We start from the raw sequence: 21,600 nt of genomic DNA, 5'->3' as shown, positions 1-21,600 counted from the left end.
ATTACCCACTCTCTCTCGCTGATTTCGGCGAACGTCTCTTCATTCGTCGTAAAACCCATAGCAATCCCAGCATCACGGTGAGGTAACCCATGACGTAAATTCCCTGCTGTTTTCGCGCCCTGAGATCCGGATCCGCAGCCCATGCCAGAAAGGCGGTGACATCCTGAGCATACTGCTCTTCTGTTTCGGCTATCTGTGACGCCGTTTGCCAATGAATTTCGCCATCCGTAAGCGGCTTTGGCATATTAATCACGCCACCAGGAAAGTAGCGATTAGCCTTCATTTCAGGATCATCGGGCCGGTAACCGGTTAATAGTGCGAAGACATAATCCGCCCCCTGATCCGTGTAGGGTAAAAAGGCATCAAACAGGAATTGCGGAAATCCGCGATCATATGAGCGGGCCCGGACGATATAGCTCAGGTCAACGGGTTCGGCACCATTGTTAAGGTATCGCGCTTCCTGAACGTTAAGATATGGCGATATAAAACTGTCATTTAGCGTACCGTCCCGCTCGCCAACCTGGCCGTCATCCTGTATGTCAGGGAACTGATAGCCGCTGGCGATACTTTTTGCTTCTTCGAGCGTGAGTTCCGGGCCGCCGGGTCTGGTCAGGGTGCGAAAAGTGAGGTATTTCATACCGTGACAGGCGCGACACTTCTCTTCATAAACCTGCATGCCGCGCCGAAGCTGATCTTTATCATACTGGCCCGTGATGCCGCTAAAGCTCCAGTCCTGCCGCACAGGCGTGGGCTCTTTCGCCCAAGCAGAACCCAGCTCTAAAAGTGACAGACACAAAACGCTGAATTTCAATAATCGCGTCATCTTCAGTCCTGTTTTTCCAGAAAACGGCGGCAGGGCAGCACGATTAAAAACCAGGCAAACCAGATCAGCGTTGAAAGCTGCGACGCCGCGCGGATCCAGCCCTCTTGATTGCGGAAACCGTCAATAAGGTCAGGTCCCACCAGCGCTTTTGTTCCCAGCCAGCCTAAAAAGCAAGCATTGATAACCCACAGCCAAAAGCCGCACTTAACCAGCTTGCTGTAGTGGCGAAAACGGGCCCGAGAGGAATCAAGCCAGGGCAAGAAATAGAAAATCAATACCGAGCCGCACATCGCGACTAACCCGGCGAATTCATTCGGAAAACATCGAAGCATCGAGAAGAAAGGAAGAAAGTACCATTCAGGTGCCACAATCGCTGGCGTAACCGTTGGATCAGCCGGGATAAAGTTATCTGCGCTGCTCAGGTAGTGCGGCGCGAAGAATAAAAACCAGGCGAAGAGCATCAAAAACAGAGTGATTTTGATGGCATCAAGATCGGTGATTTTATAATCAAAAAAAAGCTTTCTGGACTCTTTCTCACTAAAGGTCTTCTTCATCGCCTGCGCAAAAGCAGACTGGACACTACGAACGTGGAAGATCGTCGCGACAACAATTGCGAAGGGAAGCATAAAGTGCAGAACAAAAAAACGGCCAAGCATCGGGGTACCTGGCGTATAGCCGCCGACCAGAAACGCATACAACGTATCGCCCACCAGCGGGATGGCCTGTACAAAACGAGTAATAACGGTTGCCGCCCAGTAGCTTTTTTGCCCCCAGATGAGGCTATAGCCAAGAAGTGCGGTAATCATCAGCAAGACGTATAGCGTTACGCTAATCATCCACATTGCAACCCACGGCTTGCGATATACGTTGTAGTACATGCCGCGAAAAATATGTAGATAGCAGGCGAAGAAAAAAAGCGATGCGCCAGTGGCGTGCAGATTACGCAGCAATTCTCCGTGGCTTACCGTGCGCATAATATGCATGATGGAATCAAATGCCAGCTCAGCCGTCGGCACGTAAAACATCGCCAGTACGATACCGGTAAGGATCTGCACGCCGAGCATGACCAGCAGAATAGCGCCGATAGCAAATACCCAGAGTCCGGCAACCGATCGGGGAAAAGGGATACGCCAACGGAGCGAATAAGCACGCGCGGTCGTCATCTCAGACTTCCTTAGCGCCGATGCGCACGGTCAGACCATCGGGATGAAAAGTAAAGTCGGGAACGGCCAGATTCGCGGTCGCCGGTCCGCGGGTAACGCGTCCGGAGGCATCGAATTCAGACCCGTGGCACGGACAAACCCAGCCCTGTCCGCCAGCTCTGGCATTTGGCACGCACCCGGCATGAGGGCAATATCCCTGAACAACAAGCCATTGGGGATAATCGGCATTAACCCTTTCGTTGTCTGCCTGTGGGTCAATGAGTTTATGGCTTTCGACATCCCGGGCGGCAGCTATCTCATCTGCAGTCCGATGGTGAATAAGAATGAGCTTGCCTTGCCAGACACGCCTAACGGTTTGACCGACAGCCACACCAGCAAGGGAGACGTCGATCGGTTCATTTTCTCCGGCCGTCTTTTCATCCGGGCCCAGAGCGGATACCAGCGGCCAAACGGCAGCGGCAACGCCTGCAGCGCCAACGAATTTTGTCAGCCTGCACAAGCAGTCGCGGCGCTGCTCCTGAATTTCATCACCGGTATGTTTGTTATCCGCCACAGCGCAATTCTCCCTGAGTGTCGCGAGCTACTGCTTGTCGATACGTGAGTAGATATCCTGGAAGCGTTTATCGGCAATTCCCGGTGCTTTAAACGCGCGATAGCTGTCCGGCAGAGTGGCATCACCAACCTTAATCAACATCACCATGCCCTGCGCGTAGTGTGGTGTGCATTTGACGCCGTAAAATCCGGCATTGTCATATTTCACTTCGATCTCTTCATCGATTTTGCCCATAAACCCCGGATAATCCGCCGGAGACAGTTCCGCGATGGAGGCCGCGTTATGGCTTTTATGCTTACGGATAAACTTCACCGTATCACCAGGTTGGATCTCCAGGTAATCCGGCTCATAGATCATTGGCCCTGCCGTCCCGCGATTTTTCATTAATACTTCATGAGTTTGCGCGAAGACTGAAGAAGTGAAGGCCAGTAAACATAAAACTTTCAGGCTCTGTTTGAGGTATTTCATCGATTCTTCCTTAGAATTCATCAGGTCTCTGATAACGAATAAAGCAGCTTGTACCGCCTGGTTCGCGTTCAACAATGGCGTCAATGCCAAACCAGGTGCTGAGGTGTTCCCGGGTAAAAATGGTGCCTGGAGCGCCCTGCATCACCATGCGTCCAGACTTCATCACGATGATGCGATCGCAAAACATCGCGGCATGATTCAGGTCGTGCAGGGCGGCAATTACCGTGAGCTTTTCACGTTTAACCAGGCTAAGCAGGCCAATCTGATGTTGAATGTCGAGGTGGTTGGTAGGTTCATCCATTAGCAACAACTGCGGCTGCTGTGCCAGCGCCCGGGCGATATGCAGGCGCTGTTTCTCTCCCCCAGAAAAGGTATGCCAGCAACGGTGCTGTAATTCGCGGAGATCGACCTTCCTCAGCATCGTTTGCACGATATCGTCATCTTTAGCGGACCAGGGCGAGAGCAGGCTAAGCCAGGGGGTCCGTCCCAGCGAAACGGCCTGCAAAGCGGTAATACGTTCACCTGTCTCAGCCTGTTGTTCGACCAGCGCCACCTGCTGTGCAAGATGGCGACGTGAGTAATGGTGGAGTGCTTTGTGCTGTAGCGTGATGAGTCCAGACGTGGGTTTCAACAAACCTGCTAACAACGAAATGAGTGATGTTTTACCCGACCCGTTGGGGCCAATAATTCCGACAAACTCGCCGGGAGCCACCCTGAGCGAGACATCATCAACGATCGCTTTGCCTTTTACCTTCCAGCGCAGTTTACACGCCTCGATAACGACTTCAGCCGAGGCTAAAGGAGGCAGTACAGGATTGACGGTCATTTGGCCTTATTTCCTCTGATCAGGATGATTGAAAACGCGGGCGCGCCGACCAGAGCCGTGATCACACCTATAGGTAATACCTGTCCGGGCAGTAATGTGCGGGAGATAACATCGGCAATGATGAGAAAAATCGCCCCAATTAGTGCGCTAACTGGCAACAGGCGATGGTGTTGGTTACCAACCAACATACGGGCAGCGTGGGGGATAACCAGACCAACAAAACCAATGGCACCGACGATGGAGACCATAATCGCCGTCATACCGGTGACAGCGGCAATAAGTACCGCACGGGTGCGTTTGACAGGAATTCCTAACGATGCCGCAGACTCAGCGCCAAAGGAAAAAGCATCGAGATGGCGGGCATAACAGAAGCACAGCGCGACACCGACCAGGGCAGTAGGAATGGCTAATACAACATCGGGCCAGCGCACGCCGCTCAGGTTACCCAACAGCCAGAACATAATACCGCGCGCCTGTTCGGCGTTTGCTGAGCGGGTGATGATCAGTGAAGTAATAGCGTTGAATAGCTGCGAACTGGCGATCCCAGCAAGAATGATTTGGGTTGTGATGCCACCACCTTGCCTGCCGCCTGCAGCCATCGCCAGCAGAGCGACGAACAGAAATGCCGTCAGCGCACCAATGAAAGCGCCAAATGACATACTGATGATCCCAGCCCCCAGACCGGTGAGCGCAACCAGTACTGCACCGGTAGAAGCCCCGGCGGAAATGCCCAGCAGATAGGGCTCAGCAAGCGCATTACGCAGTATCGACTGTAGCACTACCCCGGACACCGCGAGGCACGCGCCGCAGCAGGCAGAAACCAGGGCTCGCGTCAGGCGATAGTTCCAGATGATCCCGGCATCCAGCGCATCGACTGGATAGTCAGTATCAAGCAGACGATTTGCCAGCGTACTGAGTACATGCTGCCAGGGGATAAGCGTTTCGCCAATGGAGATCCCCGCCAGCAGTACGCAGCACATCAGCACACTAACCCAAATGGCATGTCCACCAACTCTTACCGCAAGCTGACCAACAGCGCGACGCATCCTGCGAGAATCACTCATGATTATATCTGCGTTCCTGAGTAACGGAGATGCGCTATGCCGGGCAAGGACATAGCGCAAAACGTAGATTAATGAGAGGCCTGTGGATGCGCTAAGCCATATTCAACCAGGGCATCAGCCAGTTTTTCTAGCCCATCAATAGTTCTGATGCCGGCGTTCATTGTTTGTACGTCAATGACAGGCAGATGATTTTCCTTCACCGCAGGAAGTAGTTTGGCGACTGGGTCGGACTTGAGGTAATCCATCTTGACCTGCCAGTCATCGGCCGGGAAGCGGCGACGACTCATCTCACCGAGTACAATGACCGAAGGATTGGCTTTGGCAATGGTCTCCCAACCTACCGTTGGCCACTCTTCGGCTGAATCAATAACGTTTTTCACGCCTAGCTTCTGAGCAATCCATGCGGCTGGACCAAACTTCCCTGCCACGTATGGATCAAGCTGCAGGTCGGCGCTGGAGAACCAGAATACTGCTGAGACATTTTTATCCATGCCGGAAATTTTATTTATCGCTGCTGCTTCACGTGCTTTAAGACTGGCAATCAGCGCATCGCCTTTATCCTGAACGTCGAAGATTTTTGCCAGATCAGCGACTTCCTGATACACCATGGCAATATCAAACATACCTTTACGGACGCCATCACCGCCATCTTCGTTATCTTTCGCGCAGTCGGCAGGTGCGGTGTAGACCGGAACGTTCAGTTCACTAAACTGCTCGTAAGAGGCAACCGTACCCGCAGGACCGATTTGCCACTCAAACTGGCTGGCAACCAGCTCCGGTTTTTTAGCAATAATCCCTTCGAAGCTGGGAATATTTTGCGCAATGACGTCTACTTTCTCGTTTGCCGCTTTATACGCATCAGGTACAGGACCAAACCACAGCGAAGTACCCACAACGCGATCGGCAAGCCCGAGCGAATAGAGAATTTCAGTGCTGTTCTGACCCACCGTCGCCACACGTTTAGGGGCCTGATTGAAGGTGATGTCGCGGCCGCAGTTTTTAATCGTTAAGGGATATTCAGTTTTTGCCGCACTGGCGACACTGGAGTTGAGTAGTAGAGTTGCGCCTGCAATAATCAGAAGCGTTTTTTTAGAAGTGAAAGAAGTAAAATTAGCGTGCATTATCATCGTCCCGTTGATGCCAGATCTGAAGGTCTGGTCATGGCTCATTTCGTTCCATATATCGGGAGGAGACATGAAGATAGATGACATTGAATCGTGAAATTTAAGAATAAAGATATGCAAAAAATGCAAATAAGCCTTACTTAGCCAAAATTTTATTCATAAATACACTACTGCCTGCGTCAAATAATTCATCCCATGGACCATCCCGTCCACTCAATGGTATACAACATTATTGACAGCAGGTCTCCTGACTCACGGTAACCAGAATATCAGCCTTCCCATAAAGACAAACTTTACAGTGACCAGCGGTTAATTAACCGCACAAGGATATTCTGCATCCGCCTACAGTTGCGGGGGCAGTTATGGCATTGAATTTAACAATTCGCACCATATTCCTATTCAAATACAAAAATGTAATGAAATGCTGTCGAAAGCGACTCTAGCGGCAATTGTAAACAAGGTCAACCGTATGACGAAACGATCAAAACGTCATACTAATATAAAAATAGCAATAAAATACAATCAGTTACAACAAAATCACTTACCAGAAAGTTATGCTTGAAAATAATCACAAAAAGCTAAATGAGAATTAATTGACACTGATCAAACTATATACTCGGTTTGCTTACCTCAAATTAAATATATTGATCGCTATCAACAATGCGTCCAATTAGCGTTGGGTTCATTTATTAATGTGATCTCTCCATATGAACCAACTGCCATTTATCCTGCATATCCATCACAACGCTAAAATGATTACGCAACCAGAAATGATAGCCTCCAGGCAAAAAATGATGCGTGTGAAGATATAAGGTTTTATATTGTTGCTGCCGACAGAATTCCTCAGCAAAAGCGATCAACTGACTACCAATGCCCTGTCTGCGATAGCGCTTATCCACATAACAGCGGCAAATTTCTGCGGTTTCAGACAAATTATAACGCCCGCGCAACTCAGCGAGCCTGTCATCATATTGACATACTGCCAGTGTAGCGATTAACTCCTGTTTTTCATCCCATGCACAAAGCAGCAAATTCCTTTCCTGCGAAATATACTGCTGTTCGAGATTAAAAATATCCTCATCGGCAGAAGGTATTGATCTACCAGCGTTGAAGAACAGATTGAGGTGCTGAACAAGGAACGACTGAACTGCGGGAATATCAGCGTGAGTCATTTCACGAAGCGTAAATGGAAACATAGTATGGCTGGCCCAAACTAGACAAGGAAAAAGAATAATAACAATTCAGGCAGGGAAAACCACTAGCGTCAGAAACAATAAAAAAGGGCAGAGAAAACTCTGCCCTTAATGAAGATATTACAAGGTCTATCAGGCTGCTTTTTCTTCCACCTGAACTTCAGGACGTTTCAGCACCGCGTAGGAGAGACCTGCGACCAGCGTACCGACAACAATCGCCATCAGGTAGCCGAGAACCGGCGTAATCGCACCAGGAATCAGCAGAACAAACAGACCGCCATGCGGTGCCATCAATTTGGCGCCAACCCACATGGACATCGCGCCGGTCACCGCACCACCAACGATACAGCAAGGCAGGACGCGCATCGGGTCACGAGCAGCGAATGGAATCGCCCCTTCAGTGATAAAGCACAGACCGAGGACCAGCGCGGCTTTGCCACCTTCTTGCTGCGCTTTGTCGAACTTTTTACGCGCAACCAGCGTTGCCAGACCCAGCGCCAGCGGTGGAACCATTCCCGCCGCCATAATCGCCGCCATCGGCGCATAGGTTTGGGTACTCAGCAGGCCAACACCAAACGCATAGGCTGCTTTGTTTACCGGACCGCCCATATCGGTACACATCATACCGCCGAGGATCGCACCGAGCAGAACCGCATTCGCCGTACCCATGGTTTGCAGCCAGTGGGTCAGACCTTCAAGGATCCCGGCAACAGGTTTACCAATCAGGTAAATCATCGCCAGACCGACGATCAGACTGGAAACCAGCGGAATGATCAGAATCGGTTTCAGCGCTTCCATACTTTGCGGCAATTTCAGCTTCGTACTAATCGCTTTCGCCACATAACCAGCAAGGAAACCAGCGATAATACCGCCGATAAACCCAGACCCGGTGCTCACTGCCAGCATACCGCCGATAAGACCAGGGGTCAGGCCCGGACGGTCAGCAATAGAGAAGGCAATGAAGCCCGCCAGCACCGGAACCATCAGCGCAAAGGCTGAGCCACCGCCGATTTGCATCAGCGCCGCTGCCAGAGTATCCGGTACTTCAAAGGCTTTAATACCAAAGGCAAAGGAGAGCGCAATACACAGGCCGCCCGCAACAACCATTGGCAGCATGTATGAAACGCCGGTCAGCAGGTGACGGTATGCCCCCGCAGACTCTTTTTTCCCCTCCGTTGCCGCCTGGGATTTACCTGAAGGCTGGTACGGTTTCGCCTCAACGACAGCTTTATCCAGCTCCTGAGCGGTTTTCTTCAGCGCCAGGCCGGTGGTGGTGCGATACATCGGCTTACCAGCAAATTTCGCCAGATCGACTTCGATATCAGCAGCAACCACCACCAGATCCGCTTGTTCCACCTCTTCCGGGGTGATCGCGTTGCCCGCGCCCACGGAGCCACGAGTTTCAACTTTCACCCACCAGCCGCGTTTTTTGGCTTCGGTTTCAATCGCTTCCGCCGCCATAAACGTATGCGCTACGCCAGTCGGACAAGCGGTTACCGCCACAATGCGTTTCGGACCGTTGGTCGCAGCCGGTAAAGCAACCGCCGCCGGAGCGGTGTAAGGCGTCGCGTGGCTTTTGGCTTCACTGAGGAACAGTTCCGGGTGAGCCACGGCGCGGTTAATGTCGCCAAGATAAACCTTCTTGCCGTTCAGCGCGCTATCAGCTGGCAGCGCCGCGCCCAGCACGATCGCCAGTTCAGCGTCATTCGGGTTATCAATCAGTTCGAGTTGCGCTTTTTGCGCCGCAGTGCTCAACAGGGTCTTCGCCATATAGGCGCGAGCCTGTCCAAGCCCGGCATCAATAATCAGCAGCGTTTTCATTATGCCTCTCCTGCTGTTAATTAAAGGGTTGTAAGTCGACGCGCGCCATCATTGCGGCCAACTGGGTACGATCGGTAATACCGACATTGCTTTGACTCACCGCCAGCGCGGCAACCGCCGTCGCCAGACGCAGCGTATGCTCGCTGGACTCGCGCATTAGCAGACCGTAAATCAGGCCGCCAACCATAGAGTCCCCCGCACCAACGGTGCTAATCACTTCGACTGAAGGCGGCTTAGCAATCCACTCTCCGGATGCGTTAACCCACAGAGCGCCTTCTTCGCCAAGGGAGATAACCACGTGGGCAATCCCCTGTTCACGCAGCGCGTGGGCGGCTTCAATCACATCTTTCATTTCAGGCAGCTTACGACCCGCCCAGATTTCCAGCTCGCGACGGTTAGGTTTCACCAACCATGGAGCCGCTTTCAGGCCAGCAACCAGTGCTTCGCGGCTGCTGTCAAAAATGATGCATGGGCACTGACTACGCAGACGGGTCATCCAGTCGGTGAACGCTTCCGGGCTCACACCGGACGGCAAGCTACCGCTCACGCAAACCATATCGAACTGACCTAACCAGCTCAGGGAATCATTAACAAAACGTTCCCAGTCGCCAGGCGTCACTTCAAAGCCAGAGAAGTTGAAATCGGTCACTTCACTGTCTTTTTCCGTCAGTTTGACGTTGATACGAGTACGACCCTGCACAACCTGAAAACGGTTCGCGATGCCCAGTTCACTGAACAGCTGCTGAAATCCATCCTGGTTGTCTTTACCCAGGAAGCCACCCACGGTGACGTCGATGCCGAGATCTTTCAGCACTTTTGCAACGTTGATCCCTTTCCCGGCAGCATGTAAGCCGGTGGTACGCACGAGGTTAACCTCACCGCGTTCAATTTCCGGGGTAAACCCCACCAGGTCATAGGCCGGGTTTAAAGTAATCGTTGCGACACGTCTGCTCATTTATGCGCCCTCCCCAAGGCCTGCGGCGATAGCTTCGCCAATCGCATCCAGCGCCTGTTGCGCATCCTCACCTTGCGCGGTAAAGCGCAGACGGTGACCTTTCTTCACACCCAGCGCCACGACTTTCATCAGGCTGCGGCCATTGGCCGGTTTACCCGAACCATCAAGGTTGGTGACGGTAATGTCGCTGGAGAATTGTTTAATGGTATTAACCAGCATAGTGCCTGGACGCGCGTGCAGCCCGTGCTCATTGCGGATCACATATTCAGCGCTCAGCACGTCCTCAGCGATGGCATCATCGCTGGTCAGCAACGCCAGCAGCGTAGCGCCATCAGCTTTCAGCAAACGGTCAGCTTTTTTGTCGAGCAGTAAATTGGTCAGGCGATTAAGTACCGCTGTCGGCTGGTCATCAGCCATCGCTACGGTAATCAGCAGGGAAACCGGCTGCTCATCGCGGATAAAAGCGGTTGCTGCACGGCTGACCGCAACGGCGCTGCGCAGGTTACCTTCAGTGCTGTCGTTCAGCCAGATGCCCTGACCGAGGTTCAGCGGTTGTTCATTAATCGTTTTGCTGACAAAGGAAGCATCAACGGCACCAGCTTCTTTCAATCGCGCGGCGTTCAGCGCCTGCAGAGTCAGCAGATCGCTGGCGACAACGTCCAGGCTCAGCGTGTCGTTGTCCAGCTTCAGCACTTCACTCTGCTTTTCACCCATCAGCAGAGCACGCAGTTCTTCAGCGGTGGTCGCGGATTTAAGCTGTTCAGCAACGGAATCATCGCTCAGTACATGGGTCAGCTGACGCAGCAGTCCCAGATGTTCATCCGAGCTGGCGGCGATACCGATGGCGACGTAAGCGGTCTGCCCTTCGCCCCAGGTCACGCCCTGCGGGAACTGATAAACCTGAACACCGGTTTTCAGCACCTGGTCGCGGGTGTCGGTAGTGCCGTGCGGAATGGCAATGCCGTTACCCAGGAAAGTGGAGGTTTGCTGCTCGCGAGCCAGCATCCCGTTAATGTAGCCATCCGCCACGTTGCCCGCACTGACCAGCGCGGAAGCAACCTGACGAATTGCCTCTTCTTTATTGCCGGCCTGCTGACCGGGATGAATATCCTGCACAGATAACTGGAACATGGTTCTCCTCTCCTGCTGAATTGAATCGTTTCAGCTACTTTGAGAAAAAATGCGTCATCTACCTGCTGGAGAATCTCCCGATGACGCTGAAACGTTTCAAGGAGTCTGTACCTTTATTAGTCATCGCGCAAGAAAACTTAGCAACCTGATAACAGAAGTTAGAGATACTGCACACTTTTGCTGAAGTGCAGGTGACGAATACCTTTCTGGTTCAGCTTTTTGCTGAAGTTGAAAATTTGAAACGTCTTTTTGATTTATTCGTGCCATGCCACTGTTCATTTTCTGACTGGCGGCGTAAACTCCGCGATTCCTGAAACCACAGAACATCGACATGCAAAACAGTAGCGCCGCCTTCCCACGACGCGGGTTTGATTTAACCTCCTCCGCCTTCCTGATCGTCGCCTTCCTGACGGGCATTGCCGGGGCGCTGCAAACGCCTACCCTGAGCCTGTTTTTAACTAACGAAGTGCATGTGCGACCGGCGATGGTCGGCTTCTTTTTTACTGGTAGCGCGGTGATCGGCATTCTGGTGAGCCAGTTTCTTGCCGGACGTTCGGATCGCAAAGGCGACCGCAAACAGCTGATTGTCTTTTGCTGTCTGATGGGCGTGCTGGCCTGCGTGCTATTCGCCTGGAACCGTAACTACTTTATTTTGCTGTTTGTCGGCGTGTTTCTAAGCAGCTTTGGTTCCACTGCGAACCCGCAAATGTTCGCCCTCGCCCGCGAACATGCGGACAAAACGGGCCGCGAGGCGGTCATGTTTAGCTCGATTCTGCGCGCACAGGTTTCGCTGGCGTGGGTTATCGGGCCACCGTTGGCTTATGCGTTAGCGATGGGATTTGGCTTTACGGTGATGTATCTCAGCGCGGCGATTGCCTTCGTGGTCTGCGGCGCGATGGTCTGGTTTTTCCTTCCCAGCATGCGTAAAGAGCCAAAAACGGCTACAGGCCATCTTCAAGCACCGCGAACCAACCGTCGCGATGCGCTGCTGCTGTTTATCATCTGTACGCTAATGTGGGGAATCAACAGCCTGTACATCATTAATATGCCGCTGTTCATTATTAATGAGCTGCATTTACCCGAGAAACTAGCTGGATTAATGATGGGGACCGCCGCCGGGCTGGAAATCCCGACCATGCTGATTGCAGGCTACTACGCCAAACGCTTTGGCAAGCGTTTCCTGATGCAGATCTCTGCAATTGCCGGAGTGCTGTTTTATGTCGGCATGCTAACCGTACACACCCCCGTGCTGCTGCTGGCCCTGCAGGTGCTGAATGCTATTTTTATCGGCATTCTGGCCGGTATCGGTATGCTCTATTTTCAGGACCTGATGCCAGGCCAGGCCGGGGCGGCCACGACCCTCTATACCAATACCATTCGCGTCGGCTGGATTATTGCCGGTTCGCTGGCGGGTGTTGTTGCAGAAGTCTGGAGCTATCACGCCGTATTCTGGATTGCGCTAGTCATGGGCGTGGCTACCCAGGCCTGCCTGTGGCGTATTAAAGACGTGTAAAGCAGCGGTGTGCCGCATCAGCGGCACACCAGAGTATTACGCCAGGCCAATAAAAAACCCGGCAATTGTTGCGCTCATTAAGTTTGACAGCGTTGCCGCAGCCAGCGCCCTCATCCCTAGTTGGGCAATTTCAGACGCACGCTGGGGTGCAATTGCCGAGAATGCGCCAACCACCACGCCAATGGAACCAAAGTTGGCGAAACCGCATAGCGCAAACGAAATAATGGCGATAGTTTTCACATCCAGCGATCCCGGCGTTTGCAGGAATGGCGAGAAGTTGAGGTAGGCCACGAACTCGTTAATCGCCAGCTTCTGGCCAATCAGGCTGCCCGCCAGCGTCGCATCACTCCAGTCAACGCCCATTAACCATGCCAGCGGTGCCAGGACATAACCAAAAATCCCCTCCAGAGTCGCGTGACCAAAACCGAACCAACCGCCGATACCGCCAATCACGCCGTTGATCAGAGCGATAATTGCCACAAACGCCATCACTACCGTCGCCACGCCCACGGCAATTTTCACCCCAGCCATCGCGCCGCTAGCCGCGGCTTCAATAAAACTTTTCGGCGGCGTTTCGGTGAAGGAGAGGTTTTCGAAAGTCACCTGCGATGCTTCAGTCGCCGGGCTAAGAAGACGGGCAAACAGAATACCGCCGGGAATCGCCATCAACGATGCCGCCAGCAGATAATCAATCGGCACGCCCAGCCCGGCATAGCCAATCATCGTCGACCCGGCGATAGAAGCCATCCCGCTGCAAATCGCGGTAAATAACTCATTACGATTTAGCTTGTTAATAAAGGGCTTAACGATCGCCGGGATCTCATTTTGCCCAAGGAAAATGGTGGTAACGGCAACAAATGACTCAATCTTGCTAATATTCAGCGCTTTCTGGAAAATTCCGCCAAGAATTCGGATCAGTATTCCCATTACGCCAATATAATAAAGCAGGCTGACCAATGCGGTGATAAAAATAATGGCAGGCAATACCCTAAAGGCGAAAATAAAACCAGAACCATCGAATAAGAGATCCATTTTCGGCCCGACCAGTGAACCAAAAATAAATGCGCTACCGGCATCGCTGTAGGTCATCACTTTATTTACGCCGAAAGCCGCCTGCTCCGCCAACCATTTTCCTGGCGGAAAATAGAGCATAACGCCGCCAATGGCAATTTGCAGTACCAGCGCCGCGCCAACCGTGCGCAGACTAATTCTTTTTTTATTTACTGACAGCAGAAAAGCGATTGCCAGTAATACCACCATACCCAAAACACTTCTCATTATATCCATAATGATTATCTCTTGATGCCAGCAAACCCGGCATTACGCCAGGTTTTGGTATGTCTGATATTATTGCGGGCGACCGCTTACTGCCCGCCTGTTTCTATACCCAATGGATTTCAAGTTGCTTCGAGGCGGCAAGAGAGAGAAGCCCCAGGAGCTTACTCAAGTAAGTGACTGGGGTGAACGAACGTAGCCAACAAAGAAGCCGCTTGAAAGACGACGGGTATATCAGGCGATGAGGGATATCCCACACGCCTGGCATAAAGTGATTAACGGTACATCCGTACGCACTCTTCGACTAAACCCCAAAACCAATCGGTATCAATGGTGATGCCGACTTTGGTATTCGGCGCTTTACCGAGCACGCCCAGTTCGTCGCAGACCGTACGGCCATAGCAGGGGCCGCTGTTAACATCCACCTCAACGTACATGTCCTGTGTTTTGATGCCCTGAGGATTAATCAGATAGCCGATGCAGGTGGCATCATGCACCGGGCCACCCGCTAAGCCGTAGTTTTCAAACTGCGTTTTGAGGGTGAAATTCATGATATCGCTAAACAACTGTCCCGCCGGACCGCCGGCTTTTTCCATGCGTGCAATAACGTCAGCGGTGCAGACCGTCTGATTCGTCAAATCCAGGCCCATCATGACCAGAGGGACACCCGAGCTGAATACCACGCGAGCGGCTTCAGGGTCGGCATAAATATTAAACTCTGCCGATGGCGTAAAGTTTCCGGTACCATAAGCACCGCCCATTAATACAATCTCGCGAATTTTCGGCAGGATTTCCGGCTGCATTCGCATGGCGACGGCAATATTGGTCAGTGGGCCAACGGGGAGCAGCGTGATGTCACCTTCACTGGCCATGAGCGTGTCAATAATATATTTAACCGCATGCGTTTCTTCTGCCTGACGAGTTAACGGTGAAAATACCGGCCCATCGAGTCCGGTTTCACCATGAATATTATCAGCGACAATTTGCTGACGCATAATTGGCTGTGGCATCCCGGCATAAATCGGCACATTGATATCTAAGTGCTGGCAAACATTTAATCCATTGACTAACGTTTTATCCAGCGTTTGGTTACCCGCAACAATCGTTATCCCTAATAAATCAATTGCCGGATGTCTGGCCGCCATCATTATCGCAATAGCATCATCGTGACCTGGATCGCAGTCGAGTATAATTTTTCTTTTTTCCATTTTTATTTCCTCTTTTCGCTTTTACGCCATTTTTATGTTATTACAGCAGGATTAAACAGGTATCGGATTAACGTTTGCAGCATACCAGGCGAAAACTGATACTGAATATGAGAAATCTCATACCGGGAAGCGACCGTGAAAGAAATCAAAAATGAAAATCTCAAGCAGCAATTGATAAGCGACTCGGGGTACCTGGGAAAGTTTTCCGTCGATGTTGTGCGGGATACACGATTGTTCCACGTTGTGGCAGGGGATTATATTGTCAAAGAGGGGGCTCAACCTGCGCACCTTTTTTACCTCGCACGCGGCCGGGCTAAGCTTTACACCACATCAGCTAATGGTCGGGTCTCGCTGATCGACTTCTTTGGCGCGCCCTGCTTTATCGGCGAGATAGAACTCATTGATAAACATCACGATCCGCGTGGCGTTCAGGCCATCGAAGAGTGCTGGTGCCTGGCGCTGCCCATTGCTTCATTCCGCCCGTTGTTGCTGAACGACGTCATTTTCCTGCGTAATCTCTGTATCGCGTTAAGCCAAAAAAACTATCGTAACATCGTTTCGCTCACCCAAAATCAATCTTTTCCGCTGGTGAATCGTCTGGCAGCATTTATTTTATTAACTCAGCATTGTGATATTTATCACGAAAAACATACCCCGGCGGCGGAATATATGGGCGTGTCGTATCGTCATTTATTATATGTGATCGCACAATTCTGCCAGGAAGGCCTGCTGGTTAAACAAAAATCCGGCTACGCTCTTGGTAATAAGCAAAAACTGATCGCCCTCGCGCGGGAGATGGATCCGGATAATAATTTTGCTGATTTATTATATTGAGATCCCGAAAAGCAGTTCATGGCTTCAAGACGTGCTCTGTTCAAGATGAAGAAGCCAGGTCATCGCGTCATCGCGATTCGCCGCGCACATCTCCACTTCAGGCTTCAGGCTGCCGCACACTTTAGGCCTTAACGGCGAGCCAAAAATGTTGCACAGGTTGTTTTCCGAGAGCTGTATACAGCGGGTGTTTGCCGGTTTACCGTGCGGCATTCCCGGGATGGGGCTGGAGATAGAAGGAGCGACACAGCAAGCTCCGCAGTCAGGGCGGCATTCCATAATCGACTCTTCTGATAACGCTTTTGGCGGCCCAGACTAAACGTTTTACCTGAAGATAGCAAAACACACGAATTCCACTTGCCTGAAAGGCCCGGCGCGAGTAGTTTTACGCGATATTTTTGACCCTTTATGTGACAGGATTACCGCAATGCCAAGAGCGAATGAAATTAAAAAAGGTATGGTGCTGAATTACAACGGCAAACTGCTGATTGTTAAAAACATTGATATTCAGTCACCCAGCGCCCGTGGCGCCGCAACGCTGTACAAAATGCGTTTCTCTGACGTACGTACCGGCCTGAAAGTGGAAGAGCGCTTTAAAGGCGATGATATCGTCGATACCGTGACCCTGACCCGTCGTTTCGTTGACTTCTCCTATATTGATGGCAACGAATACGTCTTTATGGATAAAGAAGACTACACCCCGTATATCTTTACTAAAGAGCAGATTGAAGAAGAACTGCTGTTTATTCCTGAAGGTGGGATGCCGGACATGCAGGTTCTGACCTGGGACGGTCAGCTGCTGGCCCTTGAACTACCGCAAACCGTTGACCTGGAAATCGTCGAAACGGCGCCGGGCATCAAAGGTGCATCCGCAAGTGCGCGTAACAAACCGGCGACCCTGAGCACCGGACTGGTGGTTCAGGTTCCTGAATACCTGAGCGCAGGCGAGCGCATTCGTATCCATATCGAAGAGAGCCGCTATATGGGCCGCGCGGACTAAGTCCTGCTTTTTCTGCCAAAATGAAACACAGAGGACAGCGCCAGGCTGTCCTTTTTTGTTCGTACCTTATCCTTATCTGGTATCGCAGGTCATTTGGTTCATATCAACTCAAGGTTACAACCGTCGCGCTCCTCGCCAAAGTTATTATACCAATAATGTGTTATTTACTGCTACGCTATGGTCATCGCTCTCAAGCCTGACGAGATAGACCGCTTGGCTGATTGATCAAGTTCACACAAAGTGGATAAATTCGGCTCACCAATTTAACTTGTTGTCATATAACTTTACACTGACGAATGTTAATCGTCAGTTAATCAGGTGTATGAATAATGACTACCATTGCTACAGCTACGCTGCCGGAAGGCGTGCAGCTCCCTCAGTACGATCGCAACCAACTGCGTTCGCGTATTGTGCATTTCGGTTTCGGCGCGTTTCATCGCGCGCACCAGGCCCTACTCACCGACAGGGTGCTCAACGCCAGCGGTGGGGACTGGGGGATTTGCGAGATTAGCCTGTTCAGCGGCGATCTGCTTATGAGCCAGCTTCGCCAACAAGATCATCTGTTTACCGTGCTGGAGAAAGGGGCCGAGGGCAATCAGCCGATCGTTGTCGGCGCAGTGCATGAATGTCTGAACGCCAAACTTGATTCGCTGGCTGCCATTATTGAGAAATTTTGCGAACCGCAGGTCGCCATTGTTTCTCTAACCATTACCGAGAAAGGCTACTGTATTGACCCTGCCAGCGGCCTGCTGGACATGACGCAGCCGCGCATTATTCATGACCTGGAAAACCCTACGCATCCGCAATCGGTGCCCGGTATTCTGGTCGAAACGCTGGCGCGCCGCCGCCAACGTGGACTGGCGCCGTTTACCGTTCTCTCCTGCGATAATATTCCCAACAATGGGCATGTGGTGAAAAACGCCGTGCTGGGAATGGCTGAAAAACGCGATTCGGACCTGGCGCAGTGGATTGCTGAACACGTCAGCTTTCCCGGCACGATGGTGGACCGCATTGTGCCAGCCGCCACCGATGAGTCGCTGGCGGAGATTAGCGCCGTGCTGGGAGTGGAAGACCCCTGCGCGATTAGCTGCGAGCCGTTTATTCAATGGGTTGTCGAAGATAACTTTGTTGCCGGCCGCCCGGACTGGGAAGCAGCTGGCGTACAGATGACGGATGATGTGCTGCCGTGGGAACAGATGAAGCTGCGGATGCTCAACGGCAGCCATTCGTTTCTCGCCTGGCTGGGCTATCTGGCAGGCCACGAACATGTCAGCGACTGTATGCAGGACCCGGTTTTCCGCAGCGCCGCTTACCGTTTGATGCTTGATGAACAGGCACCAACTCTCTCAATCACCGGTGTCGACCTGACGGCCTATGCTGACAGCCTGATCGAGCGTTTCAGCAACCCCTCGCTGAAGCATCGCACCTGGCAAATTGCTATGGACGGTAGCCAGAAGCTGCCGCAGCGTATGCTTGACGGTATCCGTATCCACCTTGCTCGCGGCAGCCAGTGGCCGCTGCTGGCGCTGGGCGTGGCGGGCTGGATGCGCTATGTCAGCGGCATTGACGACGCTGGAAATAAGATTGATATCCGCGACCCGCTGGCGGATAAAATTGGAAAAATTGTATCCGCCAGCAATGAACAACAGCGCGTTAGCGCCCTACTCTCCCTGGAAGAAATTTTTGGCTGCGACCTTTCGCAAAATCCGCAGTTCGTCGCCAACATCACCGCCGCGTGGCATCAACTTGTGACCGCCGGCACTCGCCAGGCGATTAGCGCCGCACTAAATTCTTAACAATTTCTGCCTTTAAGCGGACAGAGAACCTTATCTGTCCGCGGTAAGGCTTCTCTTTTCACTTTTTTTTCGTCAGGATAGTCTCAACTGTTACAACATTACATTTATCCTGGAGAAAAGGTGACCAAAACTAACTTGATCACGGGATTTCTCGGCAGTGGCAAAACGACCTCGATTTTGCATCTGCTGGCCCATAAGCCCGCGGATGAAAAATGGGCCGTTCTGGTCAACGAATTTGGCGAAGTGGGCATCGACGGCGCACTGCTGGCCGAGAGCGGAGCCCTGCTTAAAGAAATCCCCGGCGGCTGCATGTGCTGCGTCAACGGCCTGCCAATGCAGGTTGGGCTCAATACGCTGCTGCGCCAGGGAAAACCTGACCGCTTGTTAATAGAGCCAACCGGTCTTGGCCATCCTAAACAGATCCTCGATATTCTGACCGCCGCCGTATACGAGCCGTGGATCGACCTGCGTGCGACGCTATGCGTGCTGGACCCGCGTCAGTTGCTCGACGAAAAGGTGGTGACCAACGAAAACTTTCGCGACCAGTTAGCCGCCGCCGATATTGTCATCACCAATAAAGCGGACCGCGCGACCAGCGAAAGCCAACTGGCCTTTGCAACATGGTGGCAGACCTATGCCGGAGAGCGTCAGCACGTCAGCGCCACCCAGGGCAATATTGACCCGGTATGGCTTGATTTGCCGCGCCGCAACGTCACGCCGCTACCTGAAAGCGCTGAACACGCGCATAGCCACGGGCAAAAACCAGGTCTGGCGGCGCTTAATCTCCCTACCCACCAGCGCTGGCGCCGCAGTCTTAATAGCGGTCAGGGCTATCAGGCCTGCGGCTGGATTTTTGACGCCGAGACCATTTTTGACACCGTTGGCCTGCTCGAATGGGCGCGACTGGCGCCGGTCGGGCGCGTTAAAGGCGTGATGCGTATTGCCGAAGGACTGGTGCGTATCAATCGCCAGCAGCTTGACCTGCATATTGAGACGCAGAACGTTGCGCCGCCGGATAGCCGCATTGAGCTGATCGCTGATTCCGATACCGACTGGAACGCGCTACAGGCCTCCTTGTTGAAGCTTCGTTTAAGTTAAGGCGGCTATGGTTGCCGTCGTTTTACACAACACGCGATAATTATGATTAAAAATCGAATTCCCCTTATCCTGCTGCTGAACGCGGCGGGTATAGCGCTATTTTGCTCGTGGTACTTTCCTGTTAACCATGGTTTCTGGAATCCGCTGGATTCCGCTATCTTCTATTTCTTTAACCACCTGGTTGGAGTGAGCCCTGCTTACACCTGGCTGCTGGCAATTATCAACAACCGCGCATTCGACGCCTGCTCGCTGCTGGCAATGGGCAGCCTGATGCTGAGCTTCTGGTTTAAAGAACAGAGCGCCGGACGCCGCCGGGTGATTATCATCGGCCTGGTAATGCTGCTCGCCGCCGTCGTCATCAATCAGTTGGCTCAGCATCTGATGCCGGTCAAACGCGCCAGCCCCTCGCTCTCTTTCACCGACATTACTAAAGTGAGTGATGTGATCTCATTTCCCACTAAAGATGCCTCTAAGGATAGCTTCCCGGGCGATCACGGCATGATGCTGCTGATTTTTGCCGCCTTTATGTGGCGCTATTTTGGTCATCGCGCGTTGGCTATTGCGCTGGTCATATTTGTGGTCTTCGCGTTCCCGCGCGTAATGATTGGCGCTCACTGGTTTACCGATATTGCCGTCGGTTCATTAACTGCCGTATTGATTGGCGCGCCCTGGGTGTTGATGACCCCACTGAGCGATAAAGTGATATCTTTATTTGAACGTTATCTACCCGGCGGAAAAACAAAAAATTAAACTCCGCCTTACAAATGATTAATATCATTCATAAGGGATCGTTCTGGGTCCCTTTTCTCTCAGCTCATTTTTTCTCATCCCTCCATCATCTTCCCGTCACATTAATCATTATAGAAATGAGTGGATTGCATATTTTTTACCCACAATTGACGCTATTTTACCCTTTCCCGATGATTCACTTTTTGTCGCAAAAATACTTATAAGAAATTGCGCGAAACCGCTCGCCATCCCTTGTTTGATCGGGTAATCTCGATCTCGTTTTGCCTTTCCAGCGACATCAATTCAGAGAATGAATAAATTTGTGCGTTAGGCCACAATTTTATGCTTACGGAATTGTCTCATTGCGACCAGGTAATTAGGCTCTAACACGTTTGGCATTTTTTATAACGACATTGTCGTTAAGGACAACAAGGGATAACACACAGCATGGTCAAATCTCAGCCGATTTTGAGATATATCTTGCGGGTCGCCCCCGCGATTGCAGTTGCGGTTCTGCTTTCCGCGTGTAGTTCAAATAGTACCGCCAGAAATATGCATTCTGAGACGCTTGCTGTGGGTAGTGGCGATTTATCATCACTGCAAGCCTCTCAGGATGAATTTGAAACAATGGTTCGCAATCTGGACGTTAAGTCCCGTTTGATGGATCAATATGCCAGCTGGAAGGGCGTGCGTTACCGCCTCGGTGGCAGCACTCGTAAAGGCATTGATTGTTCTGCCTTTGTGCAACGTACTTTCCGTGAACAGTTTGGTCTGGAACTGCCGCGCTCAACTTCTGAGCAGCAGGATTCAGGTAAATCCATTACGCGTTCTCAACTGCGTACTGGTGATTTAGTTCTGTTCCGTGCAGGTTCTACAGGTCGACATGTTGGCATCTATATCGGCAACAACCAGTTTGTTCATGCATCCACCAGCAGCGGTGTGACGATTTCAAGCATGGATGAGCCGTACTGGAAAAAGCGCTATAACGAAGCGCGACGAGTTCTGAGCCGCTCGTAAACTATTCTGATA

The 21,600-nt window shown here is 51.9% G+C and carries 21 protein-coding genes and 1 riboswitch; of the genes, 7 read left to right on the top strand and 14 right to left on the bottom strand.

All coding sequences use genetic code 11. The annotated features are described in order from the left end of the window. Nucleotide 1 precedes the first annotated feature (1 nt). The 11 genes from AC07P6_RS09695 to fruB form a co-directional block, all read right to left on the bottom strand. Complete coding sequence (locus AC07P6_RS09695) at nt 2–823, bottom strand: cytochrome c1 (RefSeq protein WP_478316110.1); 822 nt, start codon at nt 821–823, stop codon at nt 2–4. A 2-nt stretch (nt 824–825) separates the two neighbouring features. Continuing rightward, a complete protein-coding gene (locus AC07P6_RS09690; protein WP_478316109.1) occupies nt 826–1,986 on the bottom strand; it encodes a cytochrome b in 1,161 nt (386 codons plus the stop codon). 1 nt (nt 1,987) lies between these two features. Further along, entirely contained in the window at nt 1,988–2,539 is a 552-nt protein-coding gene (gene petA / locus AC07P6_RS09685; protein ID WP_110272367.1) for a ubiquinol-cytochrome c reductase iron-sulfur subunit, read from the bottom strand. A gap of 27 nt (nt 2,540–2,566) precedes the next feature. Then, nucleotides 2,567–3,007, bottom strand: a complete 441-nt coding sequence (locus tag AC07P6_RS09680; RefSeq protein ID WP_110272366.1) for a pseudoazurin — start codon at nt 3,005–3,007, stop codon at nt 2,567–2,569. Between the two features lie 10 nt (nt 3,008–3,017). Next, on the bottom strand, nt 3,018–3,833 hold the full coding sequence (locus AC07P6_RS09675; protein WP_478316108.1) for an ABC transporter ATP-binding protein: 816 nt from the start codon (nt 3,831–3,833) through the stop codon (nt 3,018–3,020). After that, nucleotides 3,830–4,897: a FecCD family ABC transporter permease gene (locus tag AC07P6_RS09670; protein WP_110272364.1), complete on the bottom strand. Its 1,068-nt coding sequence runs from the start codon at nt 4,895–4,897 to the stop codon at nt 3,830–3,832. The genes AC07P6_RS09675 and AC07P6_RS09670 overlap by 4 nt, the downstream gene beginning before the upstream one ends. A 68-nt stretch (nt 4,898–4,965) precedes the next feature. Further along, complete coding sequence (locus tag AC07P6_RS09665) at nt 4,966–6,018, bottom strand: ABC transporter substrate-binding protein (RefSeq protein WP_110272439.1); 1,053 nt, start codon at nt 6,016–6,018, stop codon at nt 4,966–4,968. Nucleotides 6,019–6,241: 223 nt separating this feature from the next. After that, nucleotides 6,242–6,465: riboswitch (cobalamin riboswitch) on the bottom strand. A 245-nt stretch (nt 6,466–6,710) separates the two neighbouring features. Beyond that, complete coding sequence (locus AC07P6_RS09660) at nt 6,711–7,193, bottom strand: GNAT family N-acetyltransferase (RefSeq protein ID WP_110272438.1); 483 nt, start codon at nt 7,191–7,193, stop codon at nt 6,711–6,713. Nucleotides 7,194–7,346: 153 nt separating this feature from the next. Further along, nucleotides 7,347–9,035: a PTS fructose transporter subunit IIBC gene (gene fruA / locus AC07P6_RS09655; protein WP_304260641.1), complete on the bottom strand. Its 1,689-nt coding sequence runs from the start codon at nt 9,033–9,035 to the stop codon at nt 7,347–7,349. Nucleotides 9,036–9,051: 16 nt separating this feature from the next. Continuing rightward, nucleotides 9,052–9,990, bottom strand: a complete 939-nt coding sequence (gene fruK, locus AC07P6_RS09650; protein ID WP_110272362.1) for a 1-phosphofructokinase — start codon at nt 9,988–9,990, stop codon at nt 9,052–9,054. Continuing rightward, nucleotides 9,991–11,121 carry a fused PTS fructose transporter subunit IIA/HPr protein gene (gene fruB, locus AC07P6_RS09645; protein WP_142512989.1) on the bottom strand — a complete coding sequence of 377 codons (1,131 nt, stop codon included), beginning with the start codon at nt 11,119–11,121 and terminating at the stop codon, nt 9,991–9,993. It abuts the gene before it with no gap. A 331-nt stretch (nt 11,122–11,452) separates the two neighbouring features. On the opposite strand from fruB, the gene setB reads away from it, so the two are divergent. Then, on the top strand, nt 11,453–12,634 hold the full coding sequence (gene setB / locus AC07P6_RS09640) for a sugar efflux transporter SetB (protein ID WP_182239995.1): 1,182 nt from the start codon (nt 11,453–11,455) through the stop codon (nt 12,632–12,634). Between the two features lie 36 nt (nt 12,635–12,670). Here the strand turns inward: setB and AC07P6_RS09635 are convergent, their stop codons facing one another. Both AC07P6_RS09635 and rihB read right to left on the bottom strand, forming a co-directional pair. Further along, on the bottom strand, nt 12,671–13,921 hold the full coding sequence (locus AC07P6_RS09635; RefSeq protein ID WP_478316107.1) for a NupC/NupG family nucleoside CNT transporter: 1,251 nt from the start codon (nt 13,919–13,921) through the stop codon (nt 12,671–12,673). A 263-nt stretch (nt 13,922–14,184) separates the two neighbouring features. Further along, on the bottom strand, nt 14,185–15,117 hold the full coding sequence (gene rihB / locus AC07P6_RS09630; protein ID WP_478316106.1) for a ribosylpyrimidine nucleosidase: 933 nt from the start codon (nt 15,115–15,117) through the stop codon (nt 14,185–14,187). A 135-nt stretch (nt 15,118–15,252) separates the two neighbouring features. Between rihB and AC07P6_RS09625 the strand changes: the two genes are divergently transcribed. Beyond that, nucleotides 15,253–15,951 (top strand): transcriptional regulator YeiL, encoded by a 699-nt coding sequence (locus AC07P6_RS09625; RefSeq protein WP_304260652.1) that lies wholly within the window; start codon nt 15,253–15,255, stop codon nt 15,949–15,951. Nucleotides 15,952–15,975: 24 nt separating this feature from the next. On the opposite strand, the gene AC07P6_RS09620 is transcribed toward AC07P6_RS09625, so the two are convergent. Next, the gene (locus AC07P6_RS09620; protein WP_304260653.1) at nt 15,976–16,227 is read right to left on the bottom strand and encodes a YkgJ family cysteine cluster protein; all 252 of its coding nucleotides are present in this window, start codon (nt 16,225–16,227) and stop codon (nt 15,976–15,978) included. 148 nt (nt 16,228–16,375) lie between these two features. Between AC07P6_RS09620 and yeiP the strand changes: the two genes are divergently transcribed. The 5 genes from yeiP (at nt 16,376) to mepS (ending at nt 21,588) form a co-directional block, all read left to right on the top strand. Next, nucleotides 16,376–16,948 (top strand): elongation factor P-like protein YeiP, encoded by a 573-nt coding sequence (gene yeiP, locus AC07P6_RS09615; protein WP_112213059.1) that lies wholly within the window; start codon nt 16,376–16,378, stop codon nt 16,946–16,948. A gap of 329 nt (nt 16,949–17,277) precedes the next feature. After that, nucleotides 17,278–18,744, top strand: coding sequence for a mannitol dehydrogenase family protein (locus tag AC07P6_RS09610; protein WP_478316105.1), 1,467 nt, complete (start codon nt 17,278–17,280; stop codon nt 18,742–18,744). A 120-nt stretch (nt 18,745–18,864) separates the two neighbouring features. Beyond that, nucleotides 18,865–19,842, top strand: coding sequence for a CobW family GTP-binding protein (locus AC07P6_RS09605; protein WP_304260656.1), 978 nt, complete (start codon nt 18,865–18,867; stop codon nt 19,840–19,842). Between the two features lie 36 nt (nt 19,843–19,878). Next, the gene (locus AC07P6_RS09600) at nt 19,879–20,592 is read left to right on the top strand and encodes a phosphatase PAP2 family protein (RefSeq protein ID WP_478316970.1); all 714 of its coding nucleotides are present in this window, start codon (nt 19,879–19,881) and stop codon (nt 20,590–20,592) included. A gap of 426 nt (nt 20,593–21,018) precedes the next feature. Then, on the top strand, nt 21,019–21,588 hold the full coding sequence (mepS, locus tag AC07P6_RS09595; RefSeq protein WP_110272352.1) for a bifunctional murein DD-endopeptidase/murein LD-carboxypeptidase: 570 nt from the start codon (nt 21,019–21,021) through the stop codon (nt 21,586–21,588). Nucleotides 21,589–21,600 lie beyond the last annotated feature (12 nt).

Source organism: Klebsiella sp. GFKo11, assembly GCF_056490265.1.
The sequence above is the reverse complement of the archived record's forward strand: the minus strand, read 5'-3'. Positions and strand labels throughout refer to the sequence as shown.